This window comes from Paenibacillus sp. NPDC057967 (assembly GCF_042887015.1).
Lineage (GTDB): Bacteria > Bacillota > Bacilli > Paenibacillales > Paenibacillaceae > Pristimantibacillus.
Map to the genome: position 1 here is coordinate 368,278 of NZ_JBHVQB010000008.1, position 12,208 is coordinate 380,485.

Annotated in this window: 9 protein-coding genes; 3 read left to right on the plus strand and 6 right to left on the minus strand. The window is 48.6% G+C overall.

What is annotated here, in order from left to right; genetic code table 11:
• Nucleotides 1-32: 32 nt before the first annotated feature.
• From ACFVSO_RS22005 to ACFVSO_RS22025, 5 genes are all read right to left on the minus strand, one after another.
• The gene (locus tag ACFVSO_RS22005; RefSeq protein WP_387477566.1) at nucleotides 33-1,316 is read right to left on the minus strand and encodes a DnaB-like helicase C-terminal domain-containing protein; all 1,284 of its coding nucleotides are present in this window, start codon (nucleotides 1,314-1,316) and stop codon (nucleotides 33-35) included.
• Nucleotides 1,317-1,651: 335 nt separating this feature from the next.
• Nucleotides 1,652-2,056 (minus strand): Na-translocating system protein MpsC family protein, encoded by a 405-nt coding sequence (locus ACFVSO_RS22010; RefSeq protein WP_387477569.1) that lies wholly within the window; start codon nucleotides 2,054-2,056, stop codon nucleotides 1,652-1,654.
• Nucleotides 2,057-2,241: 185 nt separating this feature from the next.
• Entirely contained in the window at nucleotides 2,242-3,066 is an 825-nt protein-coding gene (locus ACFVSO_RS22015) for a hypothetical protein (RefSeq protein ID WP_387477572.1), read from the minus strand.
• 20 nt (nucleotides 3,067-3,086) lie between these two features.
• Nucleotides 3,087-3,842: an ATP-binding protein gene (locus tag ACFVSO_RS22020; protein ID WP_387477574.1), complete on the minus strand. Its 756-nt coding sequence runs from the start codon at nucleotides 3,840-3,842 to the stop codon at nucleotides 3,087-3,089.
• The gene (locus ACFVSO_RS22025) at nucleotides 3,842-4,924 is read right to left on the minus strand and encodes a helix-turn-helix domain-containing protein (protein ID WP_387477577.1); all 1,083 of its coding nucleotides are present in this window, start codon (nucleotides 4,922-4,924) and stop codon (nucleotides 3,842-3,844) included. Before ACFVSO_RS22025 ends, ACFVSO_RS22020 begins: the two co-directional genes overlap by 1 nt.
• Before the next feature lie 307 nt (nucleotides 4,925-5,231).
• Here ACFVSO_RS22025 and ACFVSO_RS22030 point away from each other — a divergent pair, with 307 nt between their 5' ends.
• The gene (locus ACFVSO_RS22030; RefSeq protein ID WP_387477580.1) at nucleotides 5,232-5,474 is read left to right on the plus strand and encodes a D-arabinono-1,4-lactone oxidase; all 243 of its coding nucleotides are present in this window, start codon (nucleotides 5,232-5,234) and stop codon (nucleotides 5,472-5,474) included.
• Nucleotides 5,475-5,531: 57 nt separating this feature from the next.
• Here the strand turns inward: ACFVSO_RS22030 and ACFVSO_RS22035 are convergent, their stop codons facing one another.
• Complete coding sequence (locus ACFVSO_RS22035) at nucleotides 5,532-6,308, minus strand: GNAT family N-acetyltransferase (protein WP_387477583.1); 777 nt, start codon at nucleotides 6,306-6,308, stop codon at nucleotides 5,532-5,534.
• Nucleotides 6,309-6,800: 492 nt separating this feature from the next.
• Between ACFVSO_RS22035 and ACFVSO_RS22040 the strand changes: the two genes are divergently transcribed.
• Together ACFVSO_RS22040 and ACFVSO_RS22045 are read left to right on the plus strand one after the other, a co-directional pair.
• A complete protein-coding gene (locus ACFVSO_RS22040) occupies nucleotides 6,801-7,493 on the plus strand; it encodes a lysoplasmalogenase (protein WP_387477585.1) in 693 nt (230 codons plus the stop codon).
• 174 nt (nucleotides 7,494-7,667) lie between these two features.
• Complete coding sequence (locus ACFVSO_RS22045; RefSeq protein WP_387477588.1) at nucleotides 7,668-11,777, plus strand: S-layer homology domain-containing protein; 4,110 nt, start codon at nucleotides 7,668-7,670, stop codon at nucleotides 11,775-11,777.
• Nucleotides 11,778-12,208 lie beyond the last annotated feature (431 nt).

The following is a 12,208-nucleotide window of genomic DNA, read 5'->3' on the forward strand; positions in this document are numbered from 1 at the left end:
AAAGATGTACTCTCACGGTTTGTCCTCCCTTCTTAGAAGTACTGTTCACCGATACTGTCATCCAGTACGGAGACAATACCTGTGTCAAAGTCATAGCGAATTAGGAATGACTGACCGCTTGCGTTTTCACGGTTTTTAATGACCAATATCTTGAAGGTGTTTTCGCTAACCTTCACTATAGAAATGCCCTTGGAAGCATCTTGAACGATGGAGAAAGCTTCGCCAATGTCCGTTGCATCGACGTTCTCAGTGATATCCTTTTTGATTTTCTTGAGGGCTTCGCGGTTCGCCTGTGCGACAATCATTGCTGGCTTACCCGTGTCGAGTATGAGGTCTCGAACTCCAGCAGACACATCAAATAGACGCTGTCTAAGGTCACCGCTTCCCCGTGAGGTAATGCGTACCTTCGATAACTGGTCAAGAGTCCAACGATTGTGACCTTCGAGTTCGAGTATTCGGTGGATTTCGTCAAGCGTGTAAGGCTTGCCACCATTACTCTTTAGGTCGTAAATTACCATGTCTTTTTTCTTTTGCTTAAGGCGGTCAATAAACTCCGCATAAGCGTCTCTCTTTTCGTTAGAGAGCGTACCGCGTGTTAAAGCAAGGCGTGACACTTTGGCGAGTGTGTTGTCCCAGTTATGGGCAATCTCTGACGCTCTTTGCTCTAGGGCGAAGTAGGCTGGGTAGTCATTGTCCAATGAACTATTCCATGCCGCGCTCATCATAAAGGATGATATAAGGGTTTTCCCCATGTTCGTTGGCGCGAACACTAGGAAGAAATCAACTGCCCCGTCTTGGTATTCAAGTCCGTTGGTGGCTAAATCAAGCGGCTTGAATCCTGTCGTCATCCCTATGATTTCATCTTTCGCCCTACCGTGGATTTTGTCGTAAGCATCAAACCGCGCTTGCGCGTTTCCGATGTATGAGTAACCTTGACCGCTTAAGCCGATGGATTTCAGAAAACGTTGTGCTTCCGCTTGAAGCTGTTGTATCGCCGCTGTCGTTTCCTTCTTGGCGAAAGTCGCCGAAGCTGATACGAGAATCGGCTTAAATTCTCTGTAAAGGTAGTCCTCTTTCATCGACTTGATTACGTGCTCTATGTTCTCCAACTCTACCAACTCAAAAGTGTCATATTTGTTCATGACAGTTTCTATGGTTGGTAAGTGTCCATTGATCTTTTTAAAGCCTTTGACAAACTCGAAGGCATTTTTGTGTACCTGAAAATAGTCTTCAGTAATACCAGCGTCTTCGACTACGCCCCACTCTTTGATGTTCAATAAGTGATTTAATAGTTGTAGTTCCTCGATTGCCGCCAATGTAATCCCTCCCTGTTCACTATCAGTAGTCGTGCTATCTGATAGGAAAGGTGCGAGGTTGCATCAGTGTAAATACTATGTATGATTTTGGAAGGCGCCTTCAAGTTCTGTGCCGAACCCGCATGACTAGAACACCACATCTTATGGGTTGTTCTAAACCCAATACGACATGGCATCAAACCAGATATTATGCGGATTATCCCTTTCACCGCACAAACTACCACTAAAAAAGACAATATAAAAAGACTTGATCAAATTACAAACTAAGGCTGTAATCTGACAAGTCTTTAATAGAGCAGTTCCAAAAGGTTCTCATTAATCGACAGTCATTATGATTAGAACAGTACCGACTCACCGTCTGCGTTCGGTACGTCCTTCCTAGACTTTACGAGCTTCTCTATGTTTCTGTCCAGTAAGATGCAATGATAAGAGATATCGTGCTCTGTGACGGCTCGAATGTATACGCCAAGAACCTCAACACCCGTCCCAAGCAGGGACGTCAGCCCCTTCTTGACATCTTGCTTAACGAGCTCTTCCCACCCCGTAAACACTTCTGTGGCAACGACTATATTAGCGTTTATTAGAGTCTTCTCAAGCGGTGAGAACGGGGACTTATATTTTACAAAGATCGTATCTCCACATATCCTGACTTGAGTATCGATAGAACCTTTACCGTAATACGTTTTCCTGATTGCAGATAGTGTATAGGATAAGTTTTTCTCTAGTTGTTTAACTGGCATGAATGCTCCTCCCATGGTATAAAAATGAAAGCATACCGTGGTGGATTGCACAGTTAATTATAAAATAATACCTGCACCGGCAAAGGCTTTCATTAACGCTTTGTCGTCTTATTGCTTTTTGTTTGGTTCAGTGAGAAACGTCCCGTAAATTGAAGAAATGCATATTATATTTTGAGTATATCGCATTAGGAAGGATGGAACGTGTGGTATAGTCCTTGGCCTTTAGCATACTCAGTAACCTTAATAGGACCGCCAGCTTCACTATAGAAAACGTCTATATCGGAAAGACCTTCGGGTGTACGATAATGAAAATCACCTGACATGGATACATAGCGTTGTGAGATTTCGGAGCGACTCGCCATATCAGTATGACGAGCGTCCAGAAGGGACATTGCCCTATCGGAAACAATCTCAACGGTAATCGTGCTGTGTACATCAAGTTCGTAATCCGTTAAGCCCAATTTCTTAAGTGCAATATAGTCGGAGGACAAAATTGCGGGTTTGAGCAGGTCTGGCTTATATTCAAGGTAAGGGTTTTTGATACCCTCGATTACATATCTGTGGTCAGCAAACCAACGAAGGGCGGGGACTTCGAAAATGGAATCAACCAGTTGCTTAAACAAGCCGCAGTGCTTGGCTGTGAGGAAGTGATGGAATCCTTTCTTTCCACTTTTGCTGTCGAGTCCGTACATGATATCAAGAAACGTTAGAATATTCATTGAATTAATGAAGTCCGTCTGGCACTCACATGTCCATCGGATGTAATTGTTTAGTTCTTTAAATGTGGCCAAAGAATGGAGGATATGTCCCTCTTCCATTGGGTTGTATCCTTCAACCGTGAGCACAATGCTGCCATGACTTGTAATGCTGAGGTGTCCTTTATTTAGGATATCTCGTACCAACTTGTTACTTCCTGTGTTATATTTTTCAAAACCATCATAACAGTTTCTAAAGGCATATTCAACCAATTTATGATAGGCTGGTGTCGAATAAAGTGGAGTTGTTTTCATTCTACAAGCAACCCCTTTTTCTAGTAATTATAGGTGTTGTCGGCGCGTCTGTCTCTGCCACCCAATGGGATAACCATGGTATTATATAGCATTCTAGATACTACCATTTCACCCAGCATTTCATCCTTTCGTAATACAACATCTGGAAAGTTACTAGTGAAAATAGTGCTCTTTTGCTCTTCTTTACGGAAGTCAATAACATCATAGATTAAATCTCGTATAATCGGCGTAATCCGTCCACTTCCAATATCATCTAAAATTAACAACGGTACGTCCCTCATCTGGTTAAGCTCCTTATGAGCTTCAAAGGTAAACTGTTCATCGTTTCGGGTATAGATATCACGTTGTCGGTTAGCCCACGCCCCAAATTTGACGTACTTAGCCACAGGACTCTCGTAATCAAACCACTGCTGGTCACGGCATACCTTGTAGACGAACTCATTCAGGACGGCATTTGCTGTCCACGTCTTCCCTGTTCCCTTATACTTGTTTATAAGCGCTAAGTTCGTGCCGGACTTTACGAACCCTACAGGATTTTCTAGAAGTTCCTTAATAATTTCTGCAAAGTCCGCATTGTCTTTGTCAGTCACGTAGTGATAAAGGTTTGCCTCCCTATACTCACGTGGGACTTTTGCTAGTTCTAGTGCCTTATTCAGTTTGTCGTAACCCACACAATAGGTAAATAAATGGTCGAGCGGCAATTTGACTTCTCCACTTCGCAATTTGCACCATTCTTTAACAACGCATGAATCGCAAGTACTAAATAGATCACTCATTAGTTACCTCCTTTAATTCTCTTCAAGAAGTCCTCTGAAGACATGCCTTTGTTCTGTTGTACGGCAAATTCAACCATGCTCTTGTTATCCTGGGTAGTGATGTGAAAAGGCTTCTTTCCCGTCTTGATATACAGTTCAATCTCTGCTGCCCTGCCTGACGTACAGAATCGCTCCATGGTATGCAGGTCATAGCCCATCTCAAAAAAGGCATCAATGTTTCGCTTAACCTGTTCCTTATTCCCTTCAGCGTTCTTGATGATACGTCCAATCATTCCACGGTGCTTACTGCGGGCGGCTTCGTGCGTGTTGCCTGTCGTGTCGATATACTTCTCGTAGAAATATGTGACGAAGTGATCGTTCTTCCACTTATCAACTTCATCGGGGAGGTTATACCGACTAACCCCTCCCAAAAAATTACCCGCTTTTCCAATTGAGCTGCCTAGAGCGTTTTTCGGGTTAGCATTTAGGGCTTGCTGCCGTTCGGTGTCTGGCTTCGTCTTTCCGCGGATTGGTGGGTAAAATAAGTAGTTACTGTCCTTCTTTACTCTATTAAGCAAGGCCTCTCTTATTTGAGTCTCCGTATCACGGCAGACTGGAATCTCCTTGAAGACAACTCCTTCGGCTTTAAGCTTGTCGAGCATCTTAACGAAGGACTCGTATGCCTCTTCGTAATGACATACCTCGACAGCCTTGTATACATCATTCACAGCCCGCCAGAACATCTCAGATACGTGCAGGTGGTCTACTTTGTCCACGTCCATTAAATAGTATGTGTTAGTCCTCCTGTTTCCGTTACGCTCTTTAAGAATAAACCCCTTCTCACATAGTTCGTCGATGTATTTGATAGCGGTCTTCTTTGTACAGTTACAAGCCATTGCTATTCTGGAAACGGCAGGGAAAGCTTCTCTGCCATTCTCGAAAACATACTTGGATATTACGCCATAAGCAATCTTAGCGGTGTCCGATAATTCCAGACAGGAGATAACCATGTTCGGTAATTGAACGTGCCCTCTGTTTTCGGAGTCTCGGTAGATAAACTGCTTTTCGCTAGATACTATCACCCGGCCTCTGTGTTCCGTCATAGAATCATCTCCCTGCTATAAGTAGTCGTTCCATGTATGAGTAAAGTTGCGGGAGGTAAAAAAGAACACACGTTCGGTTAGAAATAATTTATCATGCGAACATATGTTCGTCAATATATAAATAAATAACAAACAACTTGTGGGTTTCCAGCAGAGGATGTCACCTAGTCCTAACGTCCCATCCTTAGGATGTGGAATAGAACCGCGTATCACGTGTGTAACAGCAGGAACTACGCCAAAGTCAGCGTAAATCATGCGGAGAACAGCCATAACGAATGCACTACCTGCGCGAACATCTGCACCTAGTATGACTTTGGTTATATCGCTGTACATATGTATAAGGGGATGCCGTACGAGGCGTATTTTGCAGCGATGGAGGAGATCTTTCTGTTATGGAGGTAGGCCCCACTGGGGCAAGCTGCATACGCTGGACAGCGAACGCCTCAAGGATCGGTATCTGATGTGGGATGCCTTCCGCAGCGTGCGAGCAGAGCTCGACCCGGATCGAATCCTTCTCAGCCCTTATATCCAGAAGCTGTTTGATGCATAACCCATCTGCATAAAAAAATCGCACTCCTCACCCGTAGGCTGAGGAATGCGATATTCGTTATACCTGGGGCGACTTGCACGGATAGGTGTACCCCAAACATTGGAAGCCTTTGCGCTCCAGAACAGGCCGGCTCATCGGGCTGGCGTCTACTGTGAGCAGACGGAAGCCGCGCTTCCAAGCTTCTTGGGCACGAATGGCGATGAGCCCGGTGTAGAGTCCTTTGCCACGGTAATCAGGAAGGGTAGAGCCGCCCCAGAAGCTGCAAAAAGAAGTGCCCGTATGCATATACATCCAGGCGCCGCTGACGATCCGGCCCGCCTCATCATACGCTGCATGGATCATAAGCTCGTCTGGTGTATGACGTAGATCATGCTTCAGTCGATGGCCCAGTTCCTGATGCGATTCTTGCCATATGGACTCTTCCAGTGCCATAAGGCCGTCGACACCTTCATCGTTGGTTATGGGCTTGATGGATTCCGGGATCGAAGCTGTCAGCAAGGGATGCCCCGACTCAAGCCCCATGACCATCAGCGCTTCTGCGTCCCCGATCTCGAAGCCGCGGGCTTCCAAGCGATCTCGCAAATTTGCTGGCTGGTCAAAGTCATACAGCTTCCACTCGAAGCGACGACCTAGCGAAGCGAAGTAATCGAGCTCCCGCTGAATGATGGCATCGGCTTGACTAGCAGTCAGACTGGAGTAGCTGATGAAGCTGTCTTCTTCCCCTGAAGAGATCTGCCTGATCACATATTCGTCAGCCTCACGGCGGGTTCCGGGGTAGACGATATCGATTCTTTGCTCGCGGTTAAATCGTTCAATCATGTCAGATTTATTCATGAAATACCGCCTCCTTTTGGGTTACTATATCACAGAAGTACAGCGTTCGGCATGGCAAGCAGGCCGAATTCGCGTCCTTCGGACCGGGTGAAAATGCGCCCAAGCATATGTATATGGCATACCTGGCGTGGATACCCCGCCAATCGAAGTTCAATTAAAGCAGCCGATGGAGATACAGCGCGCATTTCGGAATACGGGAGCAAGCGTCCAGCATTGTCATTGCGGTTGATGAGACGCAAGCGTTCAGGATAGAATGGGAGCGGCTATCGCAGGCAACAACAAGGCCGACAGAGACAGAATCGTAACAGATTCCGCCTTGCGTGGCTCGTGCATTTCATGGCTTCCTTTCCGGAGCCTTTCTCAGCCCCAACAGATCGAATCTACTTGTAAGAAAGCGCTTTAAAAATTGCTGTTCTTGCACCAGTCCATTCTGTATACTGAGCATAGTTGCAGGTTGTGATGATGTATAGATGCATAGGAGGAGATCTGTTCATGTCCAAATGGTTGCTGGGATTGATTGTATCGACAGGACTGGTTCATCTGGCTACGTTATCGGTTGATAGCGAGTCGCTGCATTGGGTATTCAAGCTGCTTCCGATGACGCTGATTATTACGCTGGCCATCACGTCTCATCCAGGGAGGACATCCCGCGTGTATAAGGGACTTGTCGTCACGGGACTGATCTTCAGCATCGGCGGAGACGCGTTTCTGCTCATGTCCGGCGATGGCTGGTTTACGATGGGACTCGCTTCTTTCCTGACTGGGCATCTGTTCTATACGGTTGCGATGCTGACACGTCTGAGAAGCTCACTGCTAGGTTGGCTGGCTGGCATTCCGATCGTATTGTATTGCATCTGGATGGCTGACAAGTTTCATACGGCCCTTATCGCCGACGATTCGAGGAGCGGATTATGGATTCCGGTTCTATGCTACATCATTGTAATCGGCCTCATGTTCTGGACGGCGATCCTAAGCGGGAATGCGTATGCAGCCATTGGGGCACTGCTCTTCGTCATTTCGGATTCGGTACTGGCGTGGAACAAGTTCATGGAGCCTGTGCCGTCTGCCGGGCTGTTGATCATGTCCACCTATTTTGCCGCTCAGCTCTTCCTCGCAGGCAGCATCTCCGGCAGATTGCTCCGAACAGATAGAACGTCTGCTCCTGGTCTGAAGGCCAACATATAAAATCGTTGCAGAGGGGCGCCAATCTGGCGTCCCTTTTACAATTTCATTACCAAACCTCAATAATCGCTTAATATGGGGGTGACACAGGACAAACAAAGCCTTGTTAAGATGAGTTGTCTTATTCCGTTACTAGGAAGAATCGACAACAATCTTTTAAACGAGGTGGTAGACTTGTTGTTCAGAAAATGGAGAAAACATCAATGGTTACTGGTAGTATTGGCCATCGTTGTCATGTCAGGCGCGGTCGTACCGTCTGTCGGCGTTTCAGCCGCAGAGGGGACAGAAGCAGGCGATGGCAAGGTAACAATTGTAGATAAAGGATCGACGTGGAGCTACAGCGATGAAGGCATCGACTATAGCGACGCTATGAAAAACGTAGCTTTCGACTATGCGGCGTGGAAGGTTGGCGTTGCGCCATTTGGCTATAAAGTATCGGGCGGCAAGACTACGAATGAAGTGGCCCCGGCTTCGGTGTTCGACAAAGTGGCTACCATTACGAGCTTCGGCGATGATGCATCGAAGAAGCATCTGACTTCGTATTTCAGCAAAATCATTCAAATTGAAGATGTGAATGCTTTTGCCAGCTATGAAGCGACACTGGGTGTAGATGACGGCATCGTACTGTATGCCAATGGCGTGGAAGTGTACCGCGCGGGCATGGCAGAAGGCGAGGTCGGCTATGATACATTGGCGACATCGGGCAAGGACAAGCCGGTTGTCTATACGGCTGACCTGACGAGTGCGTTGAAGGCGGCGCTGCGCAGTGGCGACAACAAGTTGACGGCAGAGGTGCATAACCAAAGCCTGAGCAGCTCTGATCTGTATTTTGACATGATGCTGACAGGGGTAAAGGGTGCGGTAACAGAGCCTGTAGAGCCGCTGGAAGTGGTGAAGAAAGGTGCAAGCTGGAGCTATAGCGACATAGGTATCGATTATAGTGCGGCGATGAAAGATGCGGCATATGATTTCACTACGTGGGACATCGATCTGGCGCCATTCGGTTACAAAGTGAAGAGCAACGTTCCTACGAACGAAGTGGGACCGGATTCAATCTTTGACAAGGTAGCAACGATTATCAGCTATGGCGGGGATGCGAGCAAGAAGCATATCACGTCGTATTTCAGCAAAAAAGTAACGATCGACGATGTGAGCCTGTACGACTCTTACGAGACCGTATTCGGCGTGGACGACGGTATGGTGTTCTATGTGAACGGGGTTGAAGTGTTCCGCGCTGGCTTGCCTGAAGGCGAGATTGGTTACGATACGGTGGCGACCACATCCAAGGATCTGCCGATTATTTATACGCCTGATCTGACGGATGCGCTGAAGGGTGCGCTTCGTGATGGCGAGAATGTGCTTGCTGTTGAAGTGCATAACCAAAGCCTGAGCAGCTCTGACTTGTATTTTGATATGATGATGACTGCGCTGCCTCCAGGCGAAGACGGGGGCGAAGGCGGCGGAGAACCGCCAGTAGAAGAGGGCAAGAACATTGCGTTATTGCCAAAAAACTCGGTCTGGAAGTATCTCGACAACGGCTCTGATCAAGGTACGGCTTGGAGAGCTGTGAGCTTCGATGATGCGGCATGGAACGCTGGACCGGCTCCGCTAGGCTATCCTGCAAGCGATGCAACGACCCTGTTCGGCAGCATGAAGACAGTGGTCAGCTTCGGCGGAGACAGCTCCAAGAAGCACCGGACGACTTACTATCGGACAACGTTCCAAGTAGAGGATTTGACTTTGATTACGAAGCTGTTCGGTCAGTTTGGCGTTGATGATGGCGTCGTGCTTTATGCGAACGGAGTAGAAGTGTACCGTTTCAATATGCCGGAGGGTGAGCCGGATTACCAGACGCTGAGCGCTACGACGCTGGGCAGTCCGACAACGGAGACGGCTGATCTGACAGGGAACATGTTGAGCGTGCTGAAGCAAGGCACGAACGTGCTGGCGGCTGAAGTTCACCAGCGCAGCGATAGCAGCTCCGACTTGTATTGGGATATGCAGCTGATCGGCAATCCGGTTGGCCTCACGCCGGAATCGTCCGGCGACCTGATTCCGACAGCGATCGCACTGACGTATAACGGTGATCCGAGCTCGGCTCAAGGCTTTGCCTGGTATACCGATTCCAGCATTACAGGCACCAAGCTGCAAGTAGCGGAAGCCTCGAAGGTAGCGGGCAACACGATGCCTGTAGCGGATACGATTACATTTAATGGAACCTCGACGGAAATTTACGTCTTCCAATCCAGAGAGGACAAGAGCGCAGGCAAACGGATTTCGTATGCAAGCCACAAAGCGACAGCAACAGGACTTAAGCCGAATACAACGTACAGCTACCGCCTTGGAGACGGTCAGGAGGGGCATTGGAGCGAAATTCGGACATTCAAAACGGCGAATCCGAGCGCCGATGCATTCCAGTTCCTGTATATGACGGATACGCAAGGCACGACGGCATCCGATTATGTGACATGGAAGCATACGCTGGACGAGGCGATGAAGACGTTCCCGGCATCTGAATTTTTTACGCTGACGGGCGACTTGGTTGATCATGGGGACATTGAAGATCAATGGATGTGGCTTTTGAATACGCCGCAGGATACACTGCGCAGCCTGCCCTTTGTTCCGGCGCTTGGCAATCACGAGAGCAAGCTGAACAACAACTTCTGGTACCACTTTAATGTGCCAAATGTGTCGTATACAGGTGCCAAGCCGGATGGTTCGGTCTACTCCTTCGAATACGGCGATGCTCAGTTCATGATTATTAATACGGAATATAACGAAGTAAACGGCGTTGATGTGGTGTACAAGAAGCAGGAAGAGTGGCTGAGAGCGGAAGCGGCGAAATCCAATAAGCCTTGGAAAATCGTCCTGTTCCACAAGTCGCCTTATTCCGTAGCGAGCCATACGAACGACTCCGATGTACTGTTCTTCCGCGACAAGCTGACGAAGCTGTTCGACGAGATCGGCATCGATGTGGTCCTGAGCGGCCACGATCACACGTATACGCGGACGTATCCAATGTACGACAATGCGCCGCAGAAGGATACGGTCAAGGATGCGGACGGCAGCATGCTGAATCCGCTGGGTACGATGTATCTGGTGAGCAATGCGGCCGGAGATAAGCGTTATACGCCGAAAGCAGGCCCGTTTCCGTTCGCGGAGAAATATGGGCAGCCGGGTACGGAGATGTTCACGGGCATTACTGTAACCGACAACGTCATGTCGTTCCAGGTGTATACCACAAGCGAGAATGGCTCCACAGAGCTGTATGATGAATTTAGCATCAAGAAGACGACACCTCAGCCGAACAAGGTCCGCAATGCGACGATTAGCGCAATCAAAGACGGCAAGGCGACCTTGACGTGGAATGCGCCGCAAGGCAATACGGCAGTGGATGCTTACCGCATCTATGAAAAGACCGATAAGCTGGGTCCGAACTGGAATGCGCGTGTCGTCCCTGCTGGCGGCGCAAGCTCCTTCACTTATGAAGTGACGGGTCTGGACGCAACCGCCAAATATGAATTTGTCATCAAAGCGCTGGTCGGCAAGAGCAATTCCGAGCCGGAAGTAGCAGTGGCGTCTTCTGGAAATGGCGGCAATAACGGCGGTGGTAATGGCGGCAACAACGGTGGGAATAACGGGAATGGCAATGAGGGCAATAACGGTGGCAACAACGGCGGCAGTGAAGGCTCTAATGGCGGCGAGTCCGGAGGCGGAGAAGGCAATGGGCCGGGAACGCCTGCTCCAACGGTCACAGATATCGCGAATCATTGGGCAAGCTCCTCCATTGAACGCGCGCTGAAGAGCGGGATTGTGAACGGTTATGGTGACGGTACGTTCCGCCCGGATCATGGGGCTTCACGTGCGGAGTTCGTTGCGATGCTGGTCCGCGCGCTGGAGCTTCCGGCAGCACAAGCAGGAACGGCATTTGCGGATCAGGAGCGCATTCCGGCTTGGTCGCAGCAGGCCATTGCGCAGGCTGTGGAAGCGGGGCTGATCGGAGGTTATGACGACGGTACATTCCGTCCGTCGGGACAAGTGAAGCGCTCCGAGCTGGCAGTCATGATTGCCAGAGCAGCGGCACTTAAGATTGATCCAGCAGCGAAGCTGAGCTTCTCCGATGCAGGCGAAGTGCCGCAATGGGCAATTCCTTATGTAGCGGCAGTATATGAAGCGGGCCTGATGCAAGGCAAAGGCAACAACCGCTTCGATCCATCCGCGGGCATGACCAGAGCGGAAGCGGTAACGGTTCTCTTGAAGCTGCAAGAGTTTCAGGAGAAGAAGTAGTTTTCTTAGGGCAATATTTATAGGTAAGTAAAGACGAAGCCTCCCAATCTACTGACGGGAGGCTTCGTTGCTGTACTGTGGTTGAGCAATAACATCTAATTGCTGTAGATTGGCATAAATCCAGAATTAATGTCGTGATAAACACTTAAATACACCAACTCGGCGCAAACCCGGAAATAGTGGTGCGAGAAACGCTTAAATGCTCCGAATTGGCGAAAGTCTGTAAATAGTGATGTGAGAAATTCTTATTTGCTCCAAATGGGCGGAAATCCAGAATTAGTGTCGTGACACGGGTTAACCCCCTAATTTTGGACACTTCCCACACTCATGCTCTCTCATTCACATTAAAGCGCAATTTTTTGAGCGTGTAGGACGCCAGCGGTGACCAATCTTAAATATGCTTTGGGCGGCCAGTCTTGTAGGCTGCCATG

Excerpts from the sequence above, each read along its gene's own strand:
- ACFVSO_RS22010 (WP_387477569.1), bottom strand. The coding sequence starts at position 2,056 with ATGCCAGTTAAACAACTAGAGAAAAACTTATCCTATACACTATCTGCA.
- ACFVSO_RS22015 (WP_387477572.1), bottom strand. The coding sequence starts at position 3,066 with ATGAAAACAACTCCACTTTATTCGACACCAGCCTATCATAAATTGGTT.
- ACFVSO_RS22020 (WP_387477574.1), bottom strand. The coding sequence starts at position 3,842 with ATGAGTGATCTATTTAGTACTTGCGATTCATGCGTTGTTAAAGAATGG.
- ACFVSO_RS22025 (WP_387477577.1), bottom strand. The coding sequence starts at position 4,924 with ATGACGGAACACAGAGGCCGGGTGATAGTATCTAGCGAAAAGCAGTTT.
- ACFVSO_RS22030 (WP_387477580.1), top strand. The coding sequence starts at position 5,232 with ATGACTTTGGTTATATCGCTGTACATATGTATAAGGGGATGCCGTACG.
- ACFVSO_RS22035 (WP_387477583.1), bottom strand. The coding sequence starts at position 6,308 with ATGAATAAATCTGACATGATTGAACGATTTAACCGCGAGCAAAGAATC.
- ACFVSO_RS22040 (WP_387477585.1), top strand. The coding sequence starts at position 6,801 with ATGTCCAAATGGTTGCTGGGATTGATTGTATCGACAGGACTGGTTCAT.